Origin of the sequence: Tenacibaculum sediminilitoris, assembly GCF_964513795.1 — a bacterium.
Classification (GTDB): Bacteria; Bacteroidota; Bacteroidia; order Flavobacteriales; family Flavobacteriaceae; genus Polaribacter; species Polaribacter sediminilitoris.
In genome coordinates this window covers 60936-87196 of the sequence record NZ_CAZEQR010000004.1, presented here as the reverse complement: position 1 = coordinate 87196, position 26261 = coordinate 60936, and the positions used below count along the sequence as shown (strand labels likewise).

Annotated in this window: 23 protein-coding genes; 8 read left to right on the top strand and 15 right to left on the bottom strand. The window is 31.4% G+C overall.

Annotation, left to right across the window (positions count from 1 at the left end):
• Positions 1-15: 15 nt before the first annotated feature.
• The 6 genes from ACKTSW_RS01975 to panB are packed head-to-tail and all read right to left on the bottom strand — an operon-like array spanning position 16 to position 3403.
• Positions 16-390, bottom strand: a complete 375-nt coding sequence (locus ACKTSW_RS01975) for a hypothetical protein (protein WP_408023595.1) — start codon at positions 388-390, stop codon at positions 16-18.
• Positions 391-414: 24 nt separating this feature from the next.
• The gene (locus ACKTSW_RS01970; RefSeq protein ID WP_408023594.1) at positions 415-684 is read right to left on the bottom strand and encodes a TM2 domain-containing protein; all 270 of its coding nucleotides are present in this window, start codon (positions 682-684) and stop codon (positions 415-417) included.
• A gap of 33 nt (positions 685-717) precedes the next feature.
• Positions 718-1110, bottom strand: coding sequence for a VOC family protein (locus ACKTSW_RS01965; protein WP_408023593.1), 393 nt, complete (start codon positions 1108-1110; stop codon positions 718-720).
• Between the two features lies 1 nt (position 1111).
• Positions 1112-1537: a DUF1801 domain-containing protein gene (locus ACKTSW_RS01960; RefSeq protein ID WP_408023617.1), complete on the bottom strand. Its 426-nt coding sequence runs from the start codon at positions 1535-1537 to the stop codon at positions 1112-1114.
• 57 nt (positions 1538-1594) lie between these two features.
• Entirely contained in the window at positions 1595-2533 is a 939-nt protein-coding gene (locus tag ACKTSW_RS01955; RefSeq protein WP_408023592.1) for a 2-hydroxyacid dehydrogenase, read from the bottom strand.
• A 51-nt stretch (positions 2534-2584) separates the two neighbouring features.
• The gene (gene panB / locus ACKTSW_RS01950; protein ID WP_408023591.1) at positions 2585-3403 is read right to left on the bottom strand and encodes a 3-methyl-2-oxobutanoate hydroxymethyltransferase; all 819 of its coding nucleotides are present in this window, start codon (positions 3401-3403) and stop codon (positions 2585-2587) included.
• 168 nt (positions 3404-3571) lie between these two features.
• Between panB and ACKTSW_RS01945 the strand changes: the two genes are divergently transcribed.
• A complete protein-coding gene (locus ACKTSW_RS01945) occupies positions 3572-4045 on the top strand; it encodes a nuclear transport factor 2 family protein (protein WP_408023590.1) in 474 nt (157 codons plus the stop codon).
• 5 nt (positions 4046-4050) lie between these two features.
• Complete coding sequence (locus ACKTSW_RS01940) at positions 4051-4971, top strand: TolB family protein (protein WP_408023589.1); 921 nt, start codon at positions 4051-4053, stop codon at positions 4969-4971.
• Positions 4972-5036: 65 nt separating this feature from the next.
• Here the strand turns inward: ACKTSW_RS01940 and ACKTSW_RS01935 are convergent, their stop codons facing one another.
• A complete protein-coding gene (locus tag ACKTSW_RS01935) occupies positions 5037-7130 on the bottom strand; it encodes a cadherin domain-containing protein (protein ID WP_408023588.1) in 2094 nt (697 codons plus the stop codon).
• Positions 7131-7307: 177 nt separating this feature from the next.
• Between ACKTSW_RS01935 and ACKTSW_RS01930 the strand changes: the two genes are divergently transcribed.
• The 3 genes from ACKTSW_RS01930 to ACKTSW_RS01920 all read left to right on the top strand — a co-directional run bounded on the left by ACKTSW_RS01930 (position 7308) and on the right by ACKTSW_RS01920 (position 8899).
• A complete protein-coding gene (locus ACKTSW_RS01930; protein WP_408023587.1) occupies positions 7308-7880 on the top strand; it encodes a sigma-70 family RNA polymerase sigma factor in 573 nt (190 codons plus the stop codon).
• Between the two features lie 6 nt (positions 7881-7886).
• A complete protein-coding gene (locus tag ACKTSW_RS01925; RefSeq protein WP_408023586.1) occupies positions 7887-8147 on the top strand; it encodes a hypothetical protein in 261 nt (86 codons plus the stop codon).
• A gap of 110 nt (positions 8148-8257) precedes the next feature.
• Entirely contained in the window at positions 8258-8899 is a 642-nt protein-coding gene (locus ACKTSW_RS01920; protein ID WP_408023585.1) for an O-methyltransferase, read from the top strand.
• 7 nt (positions 8900-8906) lie between these two features.
• Here the strand turns inward: ACKTSW_RS01920 and ACKTSW_RS01915 are convergent, their stop codons facing one another.
• The 8 genes from ACKTSW_RS01915 to ACKTSW_RS01880 form a co-directional block, all read right to left on the bottom strand.
• Positions 8907-9188 carry a Sec-independent protein translocase subunit TatA/TatB gene (locus tag ACKTSW_RS01915; RefSeq protein WP_408023584.1) on the bottom strand — a complete coding sequence of 94 codons (282 nt, stop codon included), beginning with the start codon at positions 9186-9188 and terminating at the stop codon, positions 8907-8909.
• Between the two features lie 97 nt (positions 9189-9285).
• Entirely contained in the window at positions 9286-9579 is a 294-nt protein-coding gene (locus tag ACKTSW_RS01910; RefSeq protein ID WP_408023583.1) for a FoF1 ATP synthase subunit delta/epsilon, read from the bottom strand.
• 45 nt (positions 9580-9624) lie between these two features.
• Positions 9625-11136, bottom strand: coding sequence for a F0F1 ATP synthase subunit beta (gene atpD, locus ACKTSW_RS01905; protein WP_408023582.1), 1512 nt, complete (start codon positions 11134-11136; stop codon positions 9625-9627).
• A 180-nt stretch (positions 11137-11316) separates the two neighbouring features.
• Positions 11317-12699, bottom strand: coding sequence for an OmpA family protein (locus ACKTSW_RS01900; RefSeq protein ID WP_408023581.1), 1383 nt, complete (start codon positions 12697-12699; stop codon positions 11317-11319).
• A 119-nt stretch (positions 12700-12818) separates the two neighbouring features.
• Positions 12819-14012 carry a glycine C-acetyltransferase gene (gene kbl, locus ACKTSW_RS01895; protein ID WP_408023580.1) on the bottom strand — a complete coding sequence of 398 codons (1194 nt, stop codon included), beginning with the start codon at positions 14010-14012 and terminating at the stop codon, positions 12819-12821.
• 46 nt (positions 14013-14058) lie between these two features.
• On the bottom strand, positions 14059-17187 hold the full coding sequence (locus tag ACKTSW_RS01890) for a UvrD-helicase domain-containing protein (protein WP_408023579.1): 3129 nt from the start codon (positions 17185-17187) through the stop codon (positions 14059-14061).
• Between the two features lie 95 nt (positions 17188-17282).
• Entirely contained in the window at positions 17283-18119 is an 837-nt protein-coding gene (locus tag ACKTSW_RS01885) for a ZIP family metal transporter (RefSeq protein ID WP_408023578.1), read from the bottom strand.
• Between the two features lie 29 nt (positions 18120-18148).
• Positions 18149-18808 (bottom strand): metal-dependent transcriptional regulator, encoded by a 660-nt coding sequence (locus tag ACKTSW_RS01880; RefSeq protein ID WP_408023616.1) that lies wholly within the window; start codon positions 18806-18808, stop codon positions 18149-18151.
• A gap of 134 nt (positions 18809-18942) precedes the next feature.
• On the opposite strand from ACKTSW_RS01880, the gene ACKTSW_RS01875 reads away from it, so the two are divergent.
• The 3 genes from ACKTSW_RS01875 (at position 18943) to ACKTSW_RS01865 (ending at position 26231) form a co-directional block, all read left to right on the top strand.
• Positions 18943-21273: a TonB-dependent receptor gene (locus ACKTSW_RS01875; protein ID WP_408023577.1), complete on the top strand. Its 2331-nt coding sequence runs from the start codon at positions 18943-18945 to the stop codon at positions 21271-21273.
• Positions 21274-21408: 135 nt separating this feature from the next.
• The gene (locus ACKTSW_RS01870) at positions 21409-24156 is read left to right on the top strand and encodes a TonB-dependent receptor (protein ID WP_408023576.1); all 2748 of its coding nucleotides are present in this window, start codon (positions 21409-21411) and stop codon (positions 24154-24156) included.
• A 122-nt stretch (positions 24157-24278) separates the two neighbouring features.
• Positions 24279-26231 carry a hypothetical protein gene (locus ACKTSW_RS01865; RefSeq protein WP_408023575.1) on the top strand — a complete coding sequence of 651 codons (1953 nt, stop codon included), beginning with the start codon at positions 24279-24281 and terminating at the stop codon, positions 26229-26231.
• Positions 26232-26261 lie beyond the last annotated feature (30 nt).

Here is a 26261-nt window from a genome sequence, read left to right as displayed (position 1 = left end):
GGTGCTTTTTTATCTTTATTTTCCAAAGAGCCTTTGAAAAAAGTTTTTAGCTTTTTTCAAAGGCTCTTTAAATTCTTCTTTAGCTTCCTCAACAAAATCAACTGTATGTTCACTAACTTCTCCTACAACTTCCGATGCTTTTTCTGTTAGGTCTTCTAACACTTCTTTAGCTTCCTCTGCTATTTCATTTGCTTTGACTTTAGCTTTTTGAATATTTTCGTCAGAAATAATTTCTTCAACTTTTTCTTTTACATCCTCTACTATGTCAACAAAATGTTCACCTGCATCTCCAGCTAACTCACTAGCTTTTTCTGTTACGTTGTCCATAACTTCTTTAGCTTTATCTATACCTTCGTTTAAGCTATCTTTTTTATTTTTTTCTTCTGACATAATAAAAATATTATAAAAAGGGGTTTAAAACCAACCTCTTTGGTTTACTTGGTATGTTTGGATAAATTCTTCATCAGATTTTGTTAAATAGATAATTCCTTCAATAAAAGGAATAATTCCAGCAAATCCACAAGTTATAATTGAAACAATTATTTGTATAATACCTTCTTTAGTGTATCCTAAGATAAACTTATGTACTCCTATTGAACCTATTAAAATAGCTAAAACACCCGCTAATACACGTTTACTTTCTTGATTAGGAACCGTATTCCCATTTTCATCAATTACATTCATTTTTTTATTTTTTTATTTTTAACCGTGCTAAATTTATGAAAAAGCTTCGTCTTTTGGTTCCCATAACTCAATTTTATTTCCGTCTAAATCTACAATCCATCCAAACTTTCCATAATCGTACTCTTCTACTTTATCCATGACCGTAACGCCATTTTCTTTCAACTCTTTCAACAACTCTTCCAAATTTTCTACTCGATAGTTAAACATAAAGTCTTTTTTAGACGGCTCAAAATAGTTTGTATCTTTTGCAAACGGACTCCATTGTGTTGAAGCATTTTTACCTTCATTATCTTTCCACCAAAAAGTACAACCCCAATCGTCTGTATTAAAACCTAAGTTATTTTTATACCAATCTTTCGTTGCTTTCGGGTCTTCTGTTTTAAAAAAAACTCCTCCTATTCCTATTACTTTACCTTTTTTCTTCATTTTATTTCTTTTTTACGACTGATTCGTAAATAGAAACCCATTCATTCACAGTCATTTTTGCACATAATTCAGTAATTAATTCATATGGAATATCATCTAACTTTTTAAAACGAATACAGCTTTTTCCCATATCTAGTTTTCTTTTCGAATATTTAGGATATTCTGCTACAAACCAATCATATAATTCTTTTTTAGCATAAATGCCGCTATGATATAGATTGATTGAGTTTTTTTGCGAAGCCAAATTCATAAAAGGAAGTGGTAATTTAGGATTGCAATGATAACCATCAGGATATTTTGAGTGCGGAACATAATAACCAATCATATTATAATTGATTCCTTCTTCAAATCCTTTAGGCAAGCTTTTACGAATAACTGTTTGTAGTTTTTTTACTACTTCTTGCCTTTCATGTGGTAATTGACTAATGTATTCTTCTATTGTAGATGCTTCGTATTTGATATTTCATGAATTTGAAGCTACAAGTTAGCAAAATTTTATTTTGATTTTATCTACAATAGTCTGTGCTAGTTTTTCTTTACTTTCTATAGTCCAACCTGCAACATGAGGAGAAAGTAACACGTTTTCAGCACGAATTAAGTATTTAAATGCTTTTGGCATTTCTTTATCTGTAAATAAATTTTCGAAGGATTTTTTTTCGTACTCTAACACATCTAATCCTGCTCCTAAAATTTTTCCTGACTGTAAAGCTACTACTAAATCTTTTGTCACTACCGATTTTCCTCTAGCGGTATTAAATAACCAAAAAGACTTAGAAAAATTACTAATGAACTTACTATTTATCATATTCAACGTAAGTTCTGTTTGGGGGGTATGCAAACTCAACACATCAGCTTTTTCTTGTAGCTCTTTTAAGGAAACTTGCGTACAATTTTCATCACCAACATTTGGTTTAATATCATAGCAAATTACTTCTACATCGAAACCTCTGAGTTTTTTAGCGAAGGCTTTTCCCATATTTCCGTAACCGATGATTCCAACAGTTTTTCCATCTAGTTCTATCCCTCTATTTTCTTCACGAAGCCATTTTCCTTTTCTAACTTCTTTATCCGACTTATTAAGCTTATTAAATAAAGAAAGTAACATTCCTAACGTATGTTCTCCTACAGCATTTCTATTCCCTTCTGGTGCTGAAATTAAGTATATTCCTTTCTGTTCAGCATAATCACAGTCAATATTTTCTAAACCAGCTCCAACACGTCCTATAAATTTAAGATTTGCTGCTTTATCTAAAAGTTGTTTATCAATAGTAAATCTACTACGGATAATAATTCCGTCATATTGGTGGATTTTTGTTTCAATTTCTGATTTTGAAGAGCTATAATCCTCATAATTATCAAAACCTAAATTCTTTAGTTTATTTATTAAAAGAGGGTGATTGGTATCTAAATGAAGTATTTTCATTTTTAAAATATATTCTAAAACAAAAAAGTCTTCCTAAGGAAGACTTTTTTATTAATATTGTTCGTCTTCGTTTGGAAAATCTTGTTTTTTTACATCAGTAATATACTGTTCAAACGCTTTGGTCATTTCAGTATATAAATCTAAATATCTACGTAAAAAACGAGGGTTAAATTCGTGTGTCATCCCTAACATATCGTGAGTTACTAATACTTGTCCATCTACTCCTGCTCCTGCGCCAATACCAATAACTGGAATTGTTAATGCTTCTGCTACTTTTTGAGCTAATTTAGCAGGCACTTTTTCTAAAACAATAGCAAAACAACCTATTCTTTCTAGCATTAAAGCATCTTGGATTAATTTTTCAGCCTCTTCTTCTTCTTTTGCTCTTACCGTGTATGTTCCAAATTTATAAATAGACTGTGGTGTTAACCCTAAATGTCCCATTACAGGTATTCCAGCATTTAAAATTCTTTTAATTGAGTCTTTTACTTCTTTTCCTCCTTCTAGTTTTATTGAGTGTGCTCCGCTTTCTTTCATTATTCGAATAGCTGAGCGTAATGCTTCTTTGGGGTCTGATTGATAGCTACCAAAAGGTAAATCAACAACCACTAGGCAACGATCAATTCCTCTTACCACTGAACTTGCATGATAAATCATTTGGTCTAATGTAATAGGTAATGTAGTTTCATGACCTGCCATTACATTTGATGCTGAATCACCTACTAAAATCACATCTATACCTGCACCATCAACGATTTTTGCCATGGTATAGTCATAAGCTGTAAGCATTGAGATTTTCTCTCTATTTGCTTTCATTTCAACAAGAGATTTAGTGGTAATTCTTTTATATTGTTTTTTTGCTACTGACATTTCTTTTGTTTTATGGATTGTAAAAATACATAATTATTAAATGGTTTTATTTATTATAGATCTATAAGCGTTTCGTTTTTTACTTTTTTTAGCCTCGTTAATCTTCTGTTAATTAAGTTTTATCTGTTTATTTTTTTAATAGTTTTACCTACCAAAAATCAAACTAATATGCAAAAAATAATCACCATACTAATTGTTTTTATTCTTTCAACAATAGTTAATGCACAAGAAAATTCAGAAAAGAAAGCTATTGAAAACACTATTGAGATTTTTTTTGAAGGACTTCACAAAGGAGATAGTACTTTAGTAAGTTCTACTCTTAATTCTGCAATACATATTCAAACTACTCATACTGATAAAGGTGGTAAAAAAATATTGGTTACAGAAAGTAAAACAAAACTACTAACTAGTATTGCTAATAAAAAAGCTGAACATACTTATTTAGAAAAACTATTGTCTTGGGACGTCAAAATTGATGGGAATCTAGCTTCTGTTTGGATTCCTTATGAGTTTTATTTAAACGGAAAGTTTAGTCATTGTGGAGCAAATTCTTTTCAACTTTTTAATAATAATGGAAAATGGGAAATAATTTACTTAGTTGACATGAGACGTAGAGCTAATTGTGAAACTCTTAAACAATAGTTCTTATGAAAAAAATTGGGTTTCTGTTTTTATTTATTTCTTGCTTTAGTTTTTCACAAAGTCCTAAATTATTTCTACCTGAATTGTTTAATGGATTACCTAATGTTAGAGATTTTTCAATGAGTAAAAATGAAAATGAGTTTTATTTTACTGTTGAAAGTTATTTAAAGGAGTACTCTTTTATTGCCTACTCTAAAAAAGTAAACAACAAATGGCAAAAACCTGAAGTTGTTAGCTTTTCAGGTCAATATAAAGACTTAGAACCTTTTTTATCTCCTGATGGATTGAAGCTTTTCTTTGCTTCTAATAGAAAAAACAATGACTCTGGGGAGGTAAAGAAAGACATGGATATTTGGTATGTAACACGAAAGTCTCTGTCTGACAATTGGTCTAACCCTATAAATATAGGTTCTACAATTAATACTTCTGCGAATGAATTTTATCCTTCAGTAACTGAAAAAGGTGATTTGTTTTTCACTGCTGAATACGAAAATTCTAAAGGTAAAGAAGACATTTATGTGAGTAGACTTATCAATAGTGTTTATACTAAACCAATTCCTCTTGATTCTGGAGTAAATTCTGAGAAATATGAGTTTAATGCCTTCGTTGCACCTGATGAAAGTTTTATCATTTTTACTTCTTACGGTAGAAAAGATGATTTAGGAAGAGGTGATTTATACATAAGTAAAAAAGGAGGTAATAACGAATGGTTACCTGCTAGTCATTTGTCATCTGCTAATTCTAATAAATTAGACTACTGTCCGTTTGTTGATTTACAAACCAATACTTTGTATTTTACCTCTAACCCTTCTTCCGTTGCTAAAGTACTTCCCAAAAAAATGACCTTAAAAGAGTTTAACAATTACTTGAATTCAAACCCTAATGGATTGAGTAGAATTTATAAAATACCTTTTCTACGTAAATAGATTAAAAATAAAAAGAAAGGTGATAAAACCACCTCTCTTTTTATGTTATAGCAAATTAATAAACTTTATGGACAAGCCGTATAACTATACTTAGCAACTCCATTATCTATAGCCCATTTTGTTGTATCTGGTGTAAAACCTGAATCTATTTGAATACAAGTTAAATTGGGGTTATTAGTTACTACAAAGCTATTTATAGCTGCATTATTTCCATTAGCAACATTTATTTTTGTTAAATTTTTGTTATTGTAAAGAATGACATGAGATAATGAAGCATTATTAGATAAGTTTACAGAGGTTAATTCATTTTCATCCAGTTTAAATGTTCTTAATTTATCAATCTTTGAAACATCTATGGTTGTTAATTTATTTTGAGATAAATAGATATCTTCTAAACTAGAACTTTCTGGTAAAGTAATAGATGTAAGTTGATTATTAGCCGCTTGTAAATTTTTTAATAGTTTATTATTACTAAGATCCAAGTTTGTTATAAAATTACCACCACAAGACAAGTAACTCATTTTTAAATTTTTTGAAACATCTAATGATGTTAGTTTATTATCTAAAAGCTCTAAACTAGTTAACTCTGCATTATTATTAAGGTTTAATGATGTTATATTGTTAGATCTAATATACAGTAACTCTAATAGTGAATTTTTAGTTATATCAAGTTCAGTAATGCTGTTTTTTCTTGATACTAAACTTTTTAACTTTATATTTTGAGCAACATCTATACTTGTTAACTTATTATCAGACAAATCTATATACTCTAATTCTAAATTATTAGCTAGGTTAATATTTGTAATAAAATTACCATAACATATTAGTTTTCGTAACTTAGTATTGGTTGTAATATTTAAATTTTCTAAGCCACTACGATGGCAATAAAGTTCTTCTAAAAGAATATTTTTTGATAAATTTAAGCTTGTTAGCGTATTATTATATGTATATAGTTTTTTTAATTTTACATTTTTTGATAAGTCTATAGTTGTTAACTTATTATCAAAAATCCATAATTGGGTTATGTTAGTGAAGTACTCTATACCTGTAAGATCTCTAATATTTTTACCCCCTAAATTCAAAACTTCTGTATATGACTCCGCTTCACTAACTTGAATTTCTGTATCTCTGTTAGTATTTATTGAATTGTTTCCAACTAAAAATTCTTTAAAATTTGTATCTGGTATATTAACTACTGCACCTTCAACAACATCAGTAACTTTAATAGTTATATCAGCAGTTGCTGTTTTTTCTCCATCAGAAACTTCAACGGTTATTGTATGACTTGTTTTCGTTTCATAATCTAATTTCTTACCATCAATTAAATACAAGGTACCATTATCAAAGATTCTAAATAAGTTATCGGCATCTGCTTTCATAACAAATTTTAATCTAGTTCCTGTAATATCATCAGTAGCTACAACTTTTCCTATAATGTCAGCAGATAAAATATCTTCAGCAACCGTAAATGTTTGATTTTCTATAACTGGCGCCTCGTTTTCATCTACATCAGTAATATTAATCGTGATTTCTGCAGAAGCTGATTTAGCTCCATCTGAAACTTCCACTGTTAATTTATGTTCAGTTTTTGTTTCATAGTCAAATTGTTTTCCTTCAATTAAACTTAATTCTCCAGAACCTGTAATTTCAAAATTAGCATCAGAAACAGTATAACTTAAATCGTCTCCGTTAGGGTCTGTAGCTGATACTGTACCAATAATATCAGTATCTAAAATATCTTCTGCAACCGTAAATGTTTGGTTTTCTATAATTGGTGCTTCGTTTTCATCTACATCAGTAACTTTAATAGTGATTCCTGCTGATGATTTTTTATCTCCATCAGAAACTTCCACAGTTATTTTGTGTTCTGTTTTTGTTTCATAATCTAAACCTTTATCTGCTGACACACTCAACTCTCCACTTCCTGAAATTTGAAATAAACCTGCATCGTTCTCTACAATACTAAATAATAATTCATCTTTATCAATATCAGTAGCTACAATATCAGCAAACTTTTGATTGCTTGTAATATTCTCTAAAACTTCAAAAACTTGGTTTTCTATAACTGGTGCAGTATTTAGCTCTTCTTCTTTTTTATCACACGCTGTTAAAATTAATAATGCTAATGAAGATAGCTTTAAATAGTTTCTTACTCTCATCTTTTTTATTTTATTCCTTATTAATTTAAATTTACATGCGCAAAACTAGATTTTAAAACAAAGTAGTGTTTCACCCAAAAAGGGTGAATTATTGCTTTACAATAAAAAAATTTTAAAGCTTAAAACTCTACTAAACAACATTCTGTCGTAAATAAAAAATAACTTATCTTTGACTTAATGAATCTAACAAATCCTTCAAATATTTTATCACCAAATAAATGGGTAGACAATTATGCTGACTACTTGTTTAATTATGCTATCGTGCGTGTAAACAACTCAAATGTGGCTAAAGATTTGGTACAAGAAACTTTTTTTGCAGGATTAAAATCAGCAAAGAATTTTGAAGGGAAGTCTACAGAACGCACATGGTTAGTTTCTATTTTAAAACGAAAAATTATAGATTATTATAGAAAGATAAACTCTATAAAAGGGCAGGCTGAAGTTAGAATGAGTTTTTATGACAGTGGTGATAATGAAGGGGATTGGATAGAGGAGCGTGTGCCTCAAACTTGGGATAATGACACTGACAAAGATATTGAAAATGATGAATTGAAAAATCAATTAGACGCCTGCATTGATAATCTTCCTGAAAAATATGCTATGGTATTTAGGATGAAAACTATACAACAGTTTGAAACTGAAGATATTTGTAAGGAACTAAATATTTCTCCGTCAAATTTATGGGTTATTATCCATAGGGCGAGAACACAATTGAGAAGTTGTATGGAAAAAAATTGGTTTAATAAGTAAAAAACAATGTTTAAATTTTTTAAAATTACGTGTGATGAAGCTACTACTATTTGCGACAAAAGCCAATATGGTGAAGCTTCGGTATATGAAAAACTACGACTTAATTGGCATTTATTAATATGTAAAGTATGTGGTTTGTATTCTAAGCAAAATAGAAAGATGTCAAAACTTTTAAATATAAAAGCTAATAATTGCAATAAAGGTAAAGCTTGCTTGTCAAGTAAAGATAAAGAATACTTAAAAGAACAATTAAGTAAATTTAATTAAATAATTTTGGTTTTTAAGAAACCATTTTTTGATTTTTTGTTAGATTGAAACGGAATTTATTATAGTGATAAATTCCGTTTTTTTAATTTAGCCAATTAAATAAGAATTACATGCATTTTTTACCCGAAAAATTAGATAATTACGTTGTTAGTCATTCTCAATCTGAACCCAAAATACTACAAGAATTAAGTAAAGAAACTTGGCAAAAAGTATTAAACCCTAGGATGCTAAGCGGTGCTTTTCAAGGAAGAGTTTTATCTATAATTTCAAAATTAATCCAACCTAAATCAATTTTAGAAATAGGTACCTACACAGGATACTCTGCCTTGTGTTTAGCTGAAGGATTAACCAAAAATGGAAGGCTTTACACTATTGATAAAAATGAAGAGTTAGAAGAACTTCAATGCAAGTATTTTCAAAAATCTGAATACAAGAATCAGATAATTCAATACACTGGTGATGCTTTAGATATTATTCCTACTATAGGCACTACATTTGATTTAGTTTTTATAGATGCAGATAAATCTAATTATGTGAACTACTTTCATTTAATCATTGAAAAAATGAATAAAGGTGGTGTAATTTTATCAGACAATGTACTTTGGAGTGGTAAGGTTATAGAAGAATTAAATTCTAAAGATATTGACACTAAAACTCTTTTAGAGTATAATAGACTTTTAAATGAAGATAGTCGCTTAGAAACTGTTTTACTACCTATACGAGACGGGTTAACTATTAGTAGGGTGAAATAATTTAATTTTACTTATTTCTTTTTATTGGACCTGTGAAATCATCTATGTTATCTTTAACATTATTAATTTCACTATTTATATCTTTAACAAAATCAGTGTCTATACCTTGGTTTTTAGCACTATCATTGATTTCTTTTTTAATATCATTAGTAGCATCTTTGATTTGACGTATACCTTTTCCAAGTCCTCTTGCTATTTCAGGAATTTTATCAGCTCCAAATAGCATAACAACGATTAATAAGATTACAAAAATCTCTGGTCCTCCGATAAATAAAAATATTCCATTCATTACTACAAAGATAATTAAATTCAATCTGGTATTCTCTATTCAATAAAAAAAAGCCAAACAATATTGTTTGACTTTTAATTTTTATAATTAAAACGTATTAATCTGCAAGAATAATCGCTTTATTATCTTTCATTTCTACTGTTCCAGATTTGATATTTAAAGTTAAAACTTTATCGTCTTCTGGTAATTTTTCAATGCTTCCATGTAAATCGTCAAAAACTAAATAATCTTGAGTGTGTACGTGTACTTTAACTCTTCCTTCATTTAAAATAGAAACTACTGGTGCGTGATTATTTAAAATTTGGAATTCTCCATTTACACCTGGTACTACAACAGAATCAACTTCTGATGAAAATAAGATAGCTTCTGGTGTTACAATTTCTAAATACATAAATTTAATGCTTTAGGCTTTAAGCTATAAGCTTAAGGCAATTAATTACGCTTCTGCTAACATTTTCTCTCCAGCATCAACCGCTTCTTGGATTGATCCTTTTAAGTTGAATGCTGCTTCAGGATACTTATCTAATTCTCCATCCATAATCATGTTGAATCCTTTAATAGTATCTTTAATATCTACTAATACTCCAGGTATTCCTGTAAACTGTTCTGCAACATGGAATGGTTGAGATAAGAAACGTTGTACACGTCTTGCTCTATGAACTACTAACTTATCTTCCTCAGATAATTCTTCCATACCTAAAATAGCGATAATATCTTGTAATTCTTTATAACGTTGTAAAATTTCTTTTACTCTTTGTGCACAATTATAGTGCTCGTCTCCTAAAATATCTGCAGTTAAAATTCTTGATGTAGAATCTAATGGATCTACAGCTGGATAAATACCTAATTCCGCAATTTTACGAGACAATACCGTAGTTGCATCTAAGTGAGCAAACGTTGTTGCTGGTGCAGGGTCAGTTAAATCATCTGCAGGTACATAAACTGCTTGTACAGATGTAATAGATCCTTTCTTAGTAGAAGTAATACGCTCCTGCATTGCTCCCATTTCAGTTGCTAATGTTGGTTGGTAACCTACAGCTGATGGCATACGACCTAGTAAGGCTGATACCTCAGAACCTGCTTGGGTAAAACGGAAGATATTATCAACGAAGAATAATACATCTTTTCCTTGAGCCTCACCTGCTCCATCACGGAAATACTCAGCAATTGTTAATCCAGATAAAGCTACACGAGCACGTGCTCCTGGTGGCTCATTCATCTGACCGAATACGAAAGTTGCTTTAGAATCTCTCATTCCAGGCTTATCTACTTTTGACAAATCCCATCCTCCTTCTTCCATAGAATGCATGAAATCATCACCATACTTGATAATTCCAGATTCTAACATTTCACGTAATAAGTCGTTTCCTTCACGAGTTCTTTCTCCAACTCCTGCAAATACAGATAAACCTCCGTGTCCTTTTGCAATGTTGTTGATTAACTCCTGAATTAATACAGTTTTACCTACTCCTGCTCCACCAAACAATCCAATCTTACCTCCTTTTGCATAAGGCTCAATTAAATCAATTACTTTAATTCCTGTAAATAATACTTCAGTTGAAGTTGATAATTCTTCAAACTTTGGTGCTTGACGGTGAATTGATAAACCTGCATCACCTTCTTTTGGTAAATTTCCTAAACCATCAATCGCATCACCTGTTACGTTAAATAAACGACCATAAATATCGTTCCCTATTGGCATTTGAATTGGATTTCCTGTAGCGATTACTTCTGTACCTCTACTTAATCCATCAGTTGCATCCATAGATATTGTACGAACTGTATCTTGACCAATGTGTTGTTGAACTTCTAAAACTAAAATCGAACCATCAGTTTTTTTAATTTCTAAAGAGTCATAAATCTTTGGTAATTCAGCATTTTCTGTATTAAACTCAACATCGATTACTGGACCAATAATTTGAGAAACTTTACCTGTTATTGTAGACATTACTATATGTAATTAAAGTTATTTTATTTACTATATGAGTTTTAGCTCATTTTTTCAAGGTGCAAAGGTAATTTTTTTAGTGGAATTTAAAAAACCTTTCGGGGTATTTTTCTGTAAAAAACAATAAAAAAAAGCCCCACTTGCGTGGAGCTTATTTTGTAGTAAGATGTGAGGGTTAAATTATTTTACTAATTTAACTTCAACACGTCTGTTTTGAGCTCTACCTTCTCTTGTTTTGTTATCAGCGATTGGGTAATCTTCACCAAATCCTTTAGATGTTAATCTTGAAGAGTTGATTCCTGCTTGGTTTACTAAATAAGTAACTACAGCAGCAGCTCTCTTTTCAGATAATCTTAAGTTTAATTTATCAGAACCTGCACTATCAGTATGTCCTTGAATGCTAAAGTTAGCTTTAGGATATTCTTTCATGATACCAGCAATTAAATCTAATTTACCAGCAGTACCAGCTCTAAAAGAAGATTTTCCTGAATTAAAGTAGATAGCTCTTGCAAATTCGTTCAATTGCTTAACAGCCTCTTCTTTAATTACTACTTCAGGACATCCGTTGTTAGATGCTACACCTGCTTTATTTGGACATTTATCATCTTTGTCTAATACTCCATCACCGTCAGTATCTGGCCAAGGACATCCATTGTTAGCAGCTGGACCAGCTGTATTAGGACATTTATCTTTACTATCTACTACACCATCTCCGTCAGTATCAGGACATCCGTTGTTAGCTTTAGTTCCTTTTTCAGTTGGACAAGCATCATCTTTATCAGCGATACCATCTCCATCAGCATCAGGACAACCATTTAAAGCAGCTAAACCAGCAACTTCTGGACAAGCATCGTCAGAATCTTTGATTCCATCTCCGTCAGTATCAGGACATCCGTTGAATTCTTTTAAACCAGCAACTTCTGGACAAGCATCATCTTTATCATATATTCCGTCTCCGTCAGTATCTTTTCCTCCGAATTTGAATACTAAACCAATAGAGTGTTGGAAGTGATCTTGAATTTTATCAGCAAATTCTTTCTTTCCTGTTGTTTGGAAGTTCATTCCTAAGTTATCGTTGAACCAAATATTGAATCCAGCACCAGCATTTAAAGTTCCTTCTCCACCACCTTCTTTACCTATAACTTGAGGTGCATCTCCCATAGAAGTGTAACCTCCACCAACGAATACGTAAGGATCCCACCAACCAGTGTTACCTATAATGTTATTAACGTCGTACTTTACGTTAGCATCGATAGCCCAATAAAGTTCATCCGTATCATTTTCATTTCGGAAAGTTTCAATCTTGTTTAATGATCCTGCTAATTGTAATGTAAACCCATCATTCAAGTATCTGTCAACAGTTATTCTTGAAATTGATGGTAAGATATTCCAGTCACTAGTACCGATATAATCTTTAGCATAATCTCCAAATTTAGTAGGGATCCTAACGTCTACTACGTTAACCCCGAAACCAACCGCCCAAGGGTTGTCTGAATCCTGTGCGCTAACGTTTACTGCGGCAAACGCGAATAAAGCCATCACAGCTAATTTTAATTGTTTCATTATTAAAAATTTAAATTAAAAGTTCGTTTATATATTACGCAAATGTAAGTTGTTAAAACTTATTTACAAAAACAAATCTACAAAAACTTATAATAAATGCAAGTTTTTGAGTAAGATATTTATATCACTTTTAGCTCTTTCCCAACCTTAATAAATGCCTTTATTGCTCTATCTAAATGTTCTTTTTCATGAGCTGCTGATAATTGTACACGAATTCTTGCTTGCTCTTTTGGCACTACTGGGTAGAAAAAGCCAATCACATAAATTCCTTCTTCAAGCAATTTATCGGCCATCACTTGAGATAGCTTCGCATCGTACAACATAACAGGTACTATTGCTGCATCTGCTCCTACTAAATCGAAACCTGCTTTTTCCATTTCTGTACGAAAATAGTTTGTATTCCATTCTAACTTATCACGTAGTGTAGTATCATTTGATAATAAATCAAATACTTTTAATGAAGCTCCAACTATAGCAGGTGCTAGTGAGTTTGAAAATAAATAGGGACGTGAGCGCTGGCGTAAGAGTTCTACAATTTCCTTCTTTCCTGTAGTATATCCCCCCATTGCTCCTCCAAGAGCTTTACCTAAAGTTCCGGTAACAATATCAACACGATTCATTACATTTTTCAACTCTACGGTTCCTCTACCTGTTTTTCCAATAAATCCAGCTGCATGACATTCATCAACCATCACCATAGCATCGTACTTATCAGCCAAGTCACAAATCTCATCTAACTTTGCCACGATTCCATCCATAGAAAACACTCCATCTGTCACGATAATTTTAAATCGATGACCTTGTTTATTTGCCTCAATTAATTGCTCCTCTAAAGATGCCATATCATTATTGTTATAACGATAACGAGCTGCTTTACATAAACGAACCCCATCAATAATAGAAGCATGATTTAAACTATCAGAAATTATCGCATCTTCTTTGGTAAGTAGTGGTTCAAAAACCCCGCCATTAGCATCAAAAGCTGCTGCATATAATATGGTGTCTTCAGTAGTATAAAACTCTGCTATTTTTTTTTCTAATTGTTTGTGAATATCTTGTGTACCACAGATAAAACGTACTGATGACATTCCAAACCCGTACGTATCCATCGTGTCTTTTGCTGCTTGAATTACATCTGGATGATTTGACAATCCTAAGTAATTGTTCGCACAAAAGTTAATCACCTCTTCTCCTGTAGATATTTTAATAACTGCATCTTGAGATGAAGTTATAATACGTTCTGATTTATATAATCCAGCATCTTTAATATCCTGAATTTCTTGTTGTAATTGTTCCTTGATTTTTCCGTACATAATTTATGTTTGAAAGTTGTTTGCTATAAAAGTCCAAAGTTAGTTGTTAAACTTCTTCAACCAAAATTTCTTTATCAATATATACCAGTATTTTTTTTAATACTTTAATGTTCATTGATTTTAATACTCGCTCATACTTTAATAACTGTTGATGATATGTTTTAGATGGTTTCCCGGTTTTATAATCTATTATTGTTGCTTTATTCTCTGCATTAAAAATCAACCTATCAGGAATTATAATTTGATTATCAACATCTACTATTTGTCGTTCGTTAAACACTATTACTTCTTCAGAGAAGTATTCTTTTAGCTCTGGATGATTCACAATTCGTTGTATGTTTTTTATTACTTCGGATGATTTTTTTTGTGGTAATACTCCTTGTTGTTCATAACGATAAACTACTTTTTTTACATCATCATTGATAATAATTTCCGACATCATTTCATGAATTAAGTTACCAAATTCAATAGCTTCTCCTTGCTCTGTATCCCAAAGTTTGGAAGCACTTGCTAACATATGTATATTATGTTCTTTCCAAGGTGTAGATATAAAACCTTCTTGTATTTTAACTCCTGATATTTTCTCTTTTCGGGCACTCACTCTTTCTTTATTTCCAAATGAATATTCTAAAACCTCTTCATTCCATTCATTTAGCTTTTTTAGATAATTTATAAATACTCCTGAATAAAAATTAGTATTCTCTTCTCCTTTAGTTGAAATTTTCTTTTCGGTGACAACATGTAGTTGCTCAACAGCTCTGGTAAGTGCTACATATAATAAATTGAAATTATCTAACTCTAACTCTTCTCTTTGTTGCTTATAAATCTCAGAACCTCGATCGTTCACATAATTCAAATCTTTGTTGAATGGAACCAGTAATTCTTCGAATCCTTCATAGTTTTCTGGCAATTTATTTAACCAAACCTTCGGATTTACTTGTCGATACACATCTAAATCGTACGGAAAAATAACCACAGGGAACTCCAGCCCTTTTGACTTGTGAATTGTCATTACCTGAACTGCATTCCCACTTTCAGGAGCAACAATACTTAGTTTGCTTTTTTTTTCTGACCAAAAATCTAGAAACTCTTGAATACTTGTTCCTTTTCTTTGCTGCTCTAACACCACATCTAAAAAGAATTGCACATAAGCATCTGAGGAGGTTATTAATTGAAATCCTCGGATAATTTCTTCTATCTTTTCGTAAAAAGGTAATTGATGAAACATTGGTAATTCAAAAGACGTTCCATCACGTTTTAATTCCTGAAAAAGCTTTTCATTAGGTTGATGAATCAACTTAGCAATAAACGAGTGTTTATCTCCTAGAACTTTTAAATGCTCATGTAAAAAATAAAGTACTTCTAAACAAGTTTCTTTATCTTTTGGATGTTGTATTACCTGTAAAATATTTGTTATAAAATTGACTTTTGAGCTGTTTTCTAACAATAATGTCTCTGAAGAAATAATATCAACTCCATTTTCTGATAAATAATTAGCAACGGCAATTCCGTCTTTCTTTTTACGAACTAAAATACAAATCTCATCTAAAAAAAAATCAGTTTCTAAATTTTTAACAAGTTCAAAAATTTTCTTCGGATATTTAATTTTTTCTTCCTCTTTATCATCTTCTTTTTCTAAAAAAGAGAGCGATACAAAACCTCCTTTTTTAGCTGTTATTAATTGTTTATTCCCTTCAATAAACAAATTTTTATATGATTCATTTTGTAAAAAATTTGCTGTATGTTGAAAAAAATGATTATTAAAATTGATTACCTCATCAAAACTTCTAAAATTGGTTTCTAAGGTTTTTGTTTCCTTCGGAATTTGAAACGGATTATCTTTTGCTGATCCTAACCCTATAAATTGCTCTGACTTACCGCCGCGCCAACGATAAATTGCTTGTTTCCCATCACCTACCAGTAATAAGTTACTGTTTTCTTGTGCTAATGCATTATCAATTAATGGAATTAGATTTTGCCACTGTAGTGTGGAAGTATCTTGCATTTCATCAATAAAATAATGCATAAATCGTTGCCCAATTCGTTCATAAATAAATGGTGCAGGTTGGTTTTTAATATTTTCAGAAATTAACTGATTAAACTCCACATTTAATCGTAAATTATTCTCTTCTTTTAAATGTGATAATTCTTGATTAATATTGTTTAAAACTGCTAACGGAATAATACTTTTCAATGCTAGTTTATTCATTGAAAATTGTTGATATAACTGTTCCGACTCCATATACAACTTCAACAATTCAGGTAAAATTCCTTCAATCGCTGTTTTTACATCTTCTGATTTTGACTTAGAATAAAAATTACTTTCTTCAATTCGATCTCTTAACTTACTTTGATCGAAAAACTTTGCTTTTTCTGGGTTTTGAGCCAGCGCTACAAAATGATTTGGTAACATCGATCGGTAAAAATCTTTATGATCTAACTGTACTGTTTCTATTGCCTGTAGACCTTCTTCTCCTACTTCCTTAAAGCGATTAACAATTTGTTTTTGATGTTTTTGTAATTTATTTTTAAGTGACGTGAAATCGTTTAATTTCTTATCTGCTAATTTCTTAAAGTGTTTTGTATCATCTTCGTTTAATAAGATTTTAGCAAATTCATTAAGTTCACGAGAAATATCCCATGACTTATCATCATCGGTTTTATCTAAAGAAAAGTCAATCAGTAATTTAGTTAGTGTTTCATCACTTCCTATTTTAGAAATCAATACATCTACAGCCTCATTTAACAAAGAAACCGCATCCATTTCCACTTCAAAATTAAGTGGTAACCCCAAGTCATAGGCAAAACTTTTAATAATTTTATGTGTAAAACTGTCAATAGTAGTAATTGAAAATGCCGAGTAATTTCGAAGAATTTCATCCAGTATTTTTTTACTTCGTTCTTTTACAACAGTTCTATCAAGCAATGTTTCTTCTAAAACAATCTCTAATAAGTCATTTGTTTCTCCTTCTGCAAAAGCTTGTAAATTATCTAATACACGCTCTTTCATTTCTCCGGCCGCCTTATTAGTAAATGTAATTGCCAATATTTTTTGAAAGCGAAAAATATCTTCAGATTGCAGTAAAACTTTTAAGTACTCCTTTACTAGAGTAAATGTTTTACCACTTCCAGCAGAAGCATTGTATACTTGAAAGGTTGATGGATTTTGTAACAAAATGAAAAAATAATTTAGCAAGCAATTTAACCAAAAAAAGAATCCCGCTTTCGCGGGAATGATATTTTTTACATTTTTAGATAATGATTTTTATTCTACCCTAAACCAACATCTAACGACATCATTACGATGAAACCTCCAATAAACCCTAGTGTTGCGATATCTGTATACTTATCTCGCTGGGTTTCAGGAATCACTTCTTCAACTACTACAAAAATCATTGCTCCTGCTGCAAAAGCTAATGCATATGGTAAAATTGGTGTAAAAAACGACACCGCTACAGCACCTAAAACTGCTGCTACAGGCTCAACAATAGCTGACAATTGTCCGTACCAAAAACTTTTAAAACGACTTACTCCTTGTCTTCTTAAAGGCATTGCAACAGCAAAGCCCTCTGGAAAATTTTGAATTCCTATACCAATAGCTAGTGAAATAGCTGCAATTATCATTTCTGTTTGTTCTACTCCTACTAAAGTAGAAGCTGCTCCGAATAGCACCCCAACCGCTAATCCTTCAGGAATATTATGTAAAGTAATTGCCAAAACTAACAAGGTTGTTTTATGCCAACTTGTTTTTACACCTTCAACTTCATGTTCTTTAAAGTTAATATGTAAGTGTGGTAATATTTTATCCATCCCAAAAAGTGCCAGGGCACCTAAAGCAAAACCTACAGCTGAAGGAAGTACTTTTACAAATCCTTCTCCTGGACTGTTATCAATTGCTGGTGCTAACAAGCTCCAAAAACTTGCTGCAACCATAACTCCTCCTGTAAAACCAAGCATTCCATCTAAAATAGCTCGATTCATTTTTTTAAAAAAGAACACTAAACTTGCTCCTAATGCTGTTAAGCCCCAGGTAAAAAGCGATGCATATAATGCCGCTTGAATTGGGTGTTCTTTACCGAAATTCACTAATTGATTAAATAAATCCATTTGTAAAAATATTATTTATTGTTATTTGTTTAACGTGGTTTTTGAATAAATAAATTACTAGCTATTTTATTGGACACAGATAGTGTTTTACCATCCATTTCTATAACTAAAGAGCCATCGAAAGGTTCTTTTTCTATCACTTTTATTTGTTTTCCTAATGCAATTTCTTGCTTATCTAAAAAACGTAAAAACTCTGAAGAGCTATCATCAACACCTACACAAACTCCTAACTCATCCTTCTTTAAAGTTGATAACAAACTTTTTTCTATTGTTTGTAAATTCCCTTCTTTATCTGGAATAGGGTCTCCATGTGGATCTCTTTTTGGATAACCTAAAAAAGCGTCTAGTTCATTAATTAATTTTGGAGATTTAATATGTTCTAGCTGCTCTGCTACTTCATGCACTTCATCCCAAGAAAAATTTAATTTATCAACTAAGAAAACTTCCCATAATCTATGTTTACGAACAATATTCGCTGCTATTTTTTTTCCAAAATCAGTTAACGTTACACCTTGGTACTTTTTATAGCTCACCACATTTTTTTCTGATAGTTTTTTAATCATATCAGTTACTGAAGATGCTTTTGTATCTAGCTTTTTTGCTATAGCATTTGTACTGATCCCTTTTTTGTAATCATCAGCCAAATGATACATTGTTTTTATATAGTTTTCTTCAGATTGACTAAACATCATGATTTTTTTCAGGTATGCAAATATATAGTTTTTGATTTAATTAAACATATTTTTAGTCTAGACTAAAAATTAATTTATATTTGCGTAAATTTTTAATTTTAAAAACTGTTCTTCAGTAAACTATTTTCAACATGAAAAACCTTATTGCTCTCGCAATCATATTAGTATCAAATATTGTAAACGGACAAACAATTAAAGGAAGAGTTACTTCTTTATCAGGTGAAACCATACCTTTTACTAACATATTTATAAAAGGAACAGAAAATGGAACTATAACAGATGAATCAGGTAATTACTCGCTAAAAACAACAAAAAATAAATTCGTTTTAGTTGCTTCAACTATTGGCTTTTTGTCAGAACGAAAAACCGTTACCATACACAATTCAAAAGAAAAAATCGTTAACTTCACATTAACTGAAACTGCAGAAATTTTAGATCAAGTTACTGTTACAGGCACGCGTACTGATAAACGCAGAACCAATAGCCCTGTTATTGTAAATGTTATTAATAGTCAAACCTTAGCAAATGTACAGGCATGTAATTTATCGGAAGGATTAAAGTTTCAAACCGGCTTACGTGTAGAAACTGATTGTCAAACTTGTAACTACACACAGCTTAGAATGAATGGTTTGGCCGGTGGGTATTCTCAAATTTTAATTAATGGTCGTCCTATTTTTAGCCCTTTAACTGGATTGTATGGGTTAGAGCAAGTGCCAACCAACATGATTGAACGTATTGAGGTAGTTCGGGGTGGTGGCTCTGCCTTATATGGTTCTAGTGCTATTGGTGGTACTGTAAATGTAATTACTAAAATTCCAAAGAAAAACAATTATAGTATAGGCTACACTTATCAAAATATTAAAGGAGCTTCAGACCATATTATTGCTGGAAATGCTACCGTAATAAATGATGACAGAAATGCTGGTGCTTCATTCTTTATTAATAACAGAAAAAGAGAGTTATATGATGCTAATGGCGATAGATTTTCTGAATTACCTGAATTGAAAAATAATTCGTTTGGAACTAATATGTTTTTCCTTCCGACAGACAATCAAAAAATAGAAGTCAATTTTAGCAAAATGAACGAATATCGCTATGGTGGAGAAATGGTTGATAAAGCTCCTCATTTTGCAATGCAATCAGAAGAACGTGTGCATGATGTTTATGTAGGAAATGTTGATTATCAAATCAATTTCAATAATGACAAAAGCTCTATTATTTCTTATTTCGCCACACAATATACCGATAGAGAACATTATACAGGAATTCGCCCTGATATAAACACCCCTGAAGACACAGAACATTTGGCTAAACCTCCTTACGGAAACTCAACAACAACTACTTTTCAAGGAGGTGTACAATTCAACCATCAATTAGACAAGTTTTTAGGAGGGAATAACGTACTTACTTTAGGAGGTGAATTTGTACAAGACGACGTCTTTGATGTCATTGAGGCATATGATTATAAGGTAGATCAATTAACTCAAAACTTTGGGTTCTTTTTTCAAAGCGATTGGGAAATAAACAAACAGTTAAATTTATTAACTGGTATTCGTTATGACAATCATAAACTGAATACTTTAAAACAAGATCGCACTCAAAAAATGATTATAAACAATGTAGCTAGCCCAAGAGTATCTTTATTATTTAAACCTTTTGAAAACACACAAATTAGAGGAACATGGGGTACTGGATTTAGAGCTCCTCAAGCTTTCGATACCGATTTACACATTGCCTTTGCAGGTGGTGGGGTTTCTAGAGTGGTGTTAGCAGACAACTTAAAAAGAGAACGCTCGAATAGTTATACTTTGTCTTTAAATTATGATAAACCTAACGAGCATTATATTTATGGATTCACTTTTGAGAGTTTTTACACCAATTTAAGAGATGCTTTTTATTTAGAATCTATTGGTGAAGATGCCTTTGGTGAAGTTTTTGAAAAAAGAAATGGTGATGGCGCAATAGTGCAAGGTATTACTTTAGAAACACGATTAAATTATGATGGCATTTTACAATTAGATGCAGGTTTCACTTATCAGTCTAGTAAGTATAATTCAGCTATTAACAATTCAGATGAACTGCCTTTAAAAAAAGATTTTTTACGCACACCTAACACCTATGGATATGCTACTGCAACTTATACTCCAAACCAAAAATTTAAAACAGCTTTAAATTTAGTATATACAGGAAGTATGGAAGTACTACATTTAGCTTCTCCCCAAAACCTAACAGCAGATGAGTACTTTACCTCTCCTTCTTTTTTTAACTTAGGCATTAACAGCAGTTATACTTTTGAGATGGAAAAACTAAACACTAACCTAGAACTTACTGCTGGAGTTAAAAATATTTTTGATACATATCAATCAAAGTTTGATATAGGTAAAGAGCGTGATAGTAATTTTATTTACGGTCCAGCTACACCGAGAACCTTTGTTTTTGGCTTAAAATTTACAAACAATTAATACTCTAATAACATATCAGGAGCTAGTTAACATTAACTAAACATTCTAATAATACAAACGTAATTCCTACGTAACATTAGCTTTACTAATTAACTTGAATTTTGCGGGATAAATAAACAGAATTCAAAGATTAGAATGAAAAAAATATTATTTATAGCTTTTTTAAGCTTATGTAATTTAGCATTTTCTCAAAGCAAAGGTACTATTAATGGTACTATTACTGACAAAGAAATGAGTGGAGAAGCGTTACCTTTTGCTAATGTCTTCATTAAGGGAACTTCTATTGGAGGCACAACTGATATGGATGGTAAGTACACCCTTAGTGTACCAGAAGGTAATCAAACTGTCGTTTTTAGCTTTGTTGGTTACCAAACAATTGAGAAATCAATTCTAGTAAAGGCTAATGAAACTATTGTTATTAATGAAGAGCTAGGAGCTAACGAGGGTGTTGCTCTTGATGAAGTTCAAATTAATGCAACAGTAAGTAGAGAAAAAGAAACTGCCTTATTATTAGAGCAAAGAAAAGCTACTGTAATTAAAGAAAGTATCGGAGCACAAGAATTAGCTAAAAAAGGAGTTAGTGATGCGGCAGCTGCAACTACAAAGATTTCTGGTGTTAACAAAAGTGAAGGCTCAGGAGATATTTATATTCGTGGTTTAGGAGACAGGTACCTATCAACAACAATGAATGGATTACCTATTCCTTCTGACGATGTAAGTAACAAAAATGTTAATTTAGGTCTATTCAATACTAACGTTATTCAAAATGTTGGTATTAGCAAAACATACTCAACTACCGGTTATGCTGATCAAGCTTCAGGGAATGTTAATATTGCTTCTAAAGAATACACCAAAGATATGCTTTCTATGAGCGTAAGTGGTGGTGCTAACACAAATGCTATTGAAGTAGATAATTTTAGAAGAACTATTATTAGTGATGATGTAACTTTTGGATTTCATCAAAAAAAGTTTGCTCTTCAAAATTTAATGACATTACAAGGTTGGGATACTAAAGAAGGAGAAAAACCTATTAATTATGGAGTTTCTCTATCTGGAGCAAAAAGATTCAATCTATTCAATAAAGAATGGAAAGTTTTAGCTTCTGCTTCTCACTCAAAATCTTCAGAGTACAGAAATGGTATTTTTAAAGCTTATAGATCTAATGTATTAAACAACTCTTATACAGATGTTGAAAACTTTATTGCTAAAACAAACTCGACAGGTTATATAAGAGTTGATTTGAAATTAAATGACAATAATAAACTAAAATACAACACATTGTTTGTTAATAAAGGAGTAGATGGATTATACGAACAAGGTAGAAATGGTGAAGGGTATGTATTTGATCAAGACCCACAAGAAACAGGTGCATTTGTAAGAGATCAAAACTTTAAACAAACGACCATGTTTGTAAACCAGTTAATGGGTGAGCATAAATGGAATAAAAACAACGAATTAAACTGGGCAGCTGGTTATAACTTTGTTTTGGCAGAAGAGCCTAACCGTATTAGAAATGAAGTAAATATTTTAAATATTGATTCTAGTCCTTTAATCCAATTTGCACACGTTGGAGATTACCAACAAAGAAAGTCGTCTCAAAAAATTGAAGACACAGAATATAATGCATTTATAGAAAACCAATGGTCTTTAGGGTATGTTGCTGATGAATATGAAGAAAAACCATATAAGTTAAACTACGGTTTAAATTTTCGTAAAAAAGAAAGATCTTTTAGTTCTTTATTTATTGGGTTTAGAGCAAAAGATTTTACAGCTCCTTCTGTTGATCAGATATCAGAAACTTTACAACAAGGCACGAATGCTGGTTTAATCTTAAGAGAACAACAACCAGATTTATACCAAGGTGAATTATTTATTTTAGCTGCATACACAAACTTCGACTTTAAATTTGATAATAAAATATCTGGTAATATTGGACTCCGTTTTGAGAGAAATGAAATTGATATGGCGTGGAACGTAGCAAATCGACCAGGTAGGTTTGGGGCCACAAAAAGATCTTATGAAAGCTTATATCCAAGTGTAAATTTAAAATATGAATTAAATGACAGGAATTATATTCGTTTTGCATCAAGTGTAACACAAACTCTACCTGAGTTTAAAGAATTATCTCCTTTCGAATATGTTTCTCCCACAGGGCGTGTTATAGGAGGTAATGAAGAGTTAGAAAAATCTGACATTTACAACATTGATTTAAAATGGGAGTTTTTCCCAAACAGAAGTCAGTTAATTTCTGCTACAGCTTTTTATAAACAAATTAACAACCCTATAAATTTAACACAAGATCAAGGTTCTTCTGGTTACTTTAAATTTTTCAATACAGGTAAACAAGCTGATATTTTAGGTTTTGAAATTGAAGGTAAAGTAGACATTTTAAAAAATAAAGATGAAGAAACTGTATTAAATGCTACAGCCAACTTAACTAAGATGTGGTTTAATCAAGACCTTTCTCCTAGATACCAGTTCAAAGGAAAATCTGAATCTGAATTACAAGGGGCTTCAGATTTTATTGTTAATGGTTCTTTAAGCTACTCTGACAATAAAGAGAATGAGTTTATTGCTACCTTAACTGGTAACTATGCTTCTGACAAAATTTATGCGCTAGGAGCACCTGAAGACTTTGATAATAGCGCCACCCTATACAACGATGAAATAATCGAAAAAGGGTTTGTAACTCTTGACCTTGTATTAAGTAGACAAATATTTAAAGGGTTTACTGCAAAACTAATTGGTAAAAATTTATTAGATCCTAAAATTGAACAAACTCAGCTAGTACGTGACTTAAATACATTAATACAAACTAATGAAACTGTACTTTCTTATAAAAAAGGAAGACAAATTTCTTTAAGCTTAAACTACACTTTCTAAAAAGGCTTTAACCTTAAATTAATATTAATTGTTTTATATAACAATCAATTAATATTCAGTTAAAAGTAACAAAAAACATAAGCTATTTATTTGTAGAATAAAATTAAACCAAAGAATTCAAAATGAAAAGATCATTTAAATTATTAAGTATAGCATTTTTATCTCTTGCAGCTTTAACTTTTACAAGTTGTGGTAGTGATGACCCAGCAATTTTACCTCCAGATGTTTCTGACGTTGTAGAGAAATTACAAAACGGAATTATGAGTGGTGAATTAGCAGAAAACTACACTTTAACAGGAGCTTCTTACTCGTTAACCAGTTCTTTTATAATTAAAGATGGAGCTACCTTAACTATTCCTGCTGGAACTAGTATTGTTGCCGACGCTAAAGGAACAGATGTATATATAGCAGTATTACAAGGTGGTAAAATAAACATTAACGGAACAAATTCTAACCCAGTAGTAATGAGTTCTAATGAAGGACAACCAGGTGACTGGGGTGGTTTAACCATTTGTGGTAAAGCAACTACTACTGCTGGTACTAATGTTACTGCTGAAGTTGGTGGGTTTATCTATGGTGGTACTCAAGATGATGACAACTCTGGAGTTATTAAAAACTTAGTAATTAAAGGAACTGGAGCTCAAATTAACACAGAATCTCAGTACAATGGAGTTTCTTTTTATGCGGTAGGTTCTGGAACTACAATTGAAAACATTGCTGTTTTTGATGGAGCTGATGATGGAGTTGAATTTTTTGGAGGTACTGTTTCTGCTACTAACTTATACCTAGAAAATTTAGAAGATGACGCTATCGACTGGACTGAAGGATGGAATGGTACTGTTGAAAACTCTTACATTATTAATACTAAAGCAGGTTTTTCTACTGTTGTGGAGGCAGATAAAGATAACAAAAATCCGAAGTTAGTTAATTTAACAGCTAAATCTATTGTTGGAGGTACTGCTTTGCAATTTAAAAAACAGTCTGGTGCTACTATTACAAACTTATTTTTAGAAGGTTACAACAAGAACATCGATATGAAAGATAGTGGTCCTTTAGCTAATGTTATAATTGATGGAGAGGTTGCTTCTACTACAGCTAATTATAAAACAAGTACTAAAGTTGATATTTCTAACTGGTCTTTTATCAATGGAGAAATTATTGAAATTACTCCTTTAGTTGGGGAGGTTATTGGAAATGTAACATTAACATCTAACAAAACTTATAACTTAACAGGATCATATATCGTAAAAGACGGAGCTACTTTAAATATTGAAGCTGGGACAAAAATTATTGTTGATCCTAAAGGAACTGATGTTTACATTGCAGTTTTACAAGGAGGCAAAATAAATGTTAATGGTACTACTGATGCTCCAGTAGTAATGACTTCTGCTGCTGGTAAACCAGGAGATTGGGGAGGTTTAACTATTTGTGGTAAAGCAACTACTTCTGCTGGTACTGATGTAACTGCTGAAGTTGGCGGATTCATCTACGGTGGTACTCAAGATGATGACAACTCTGGAGTTATCAAAAACTTAGTAATTAAAGGGACTGGAGCTCAAATTAACACAGAATCTCAGTATAACGGAATTTCTTTCTATTCAGTAGGCTCTGGTACTGTTGTTGAAAATATCGCTGTAATCAACGGTGCTGATGATGGAGTAGAGTTCTTTGGTGGAACCGTTTCTGCTACTAATTTATACTTAGAAAATAACGAAGATGATTCTGTAGATTGGACTGAAGGATGGAATGGAAAAATCACAAACACATACATTTCTCATACTATTGCTGGTTTCTCAACTGCTTTCGAAGGAGATAAAGTAAATAACAATCCTCAGTTTGAAAATTTAACAGCTATTTCAACTATTGGTGGTACTGCTTTACAATTTAAAAAGACGTCTGGTGCTACTATTACTAACATCTGGCTAGAAGGATATGATAAAAACATCGATATGAAAGATGGTGGTCCTTTAGCAAACGTTTTAATCGATGGAGAAACTGCTTCTACTACAGCTAATTATAAAACAGGTACTAAAGTTGATATCTCTACTTGGTCTTGGAGGGAAGCTGGATTATAATAATATAAATAATAAATTATGAAAAACCGA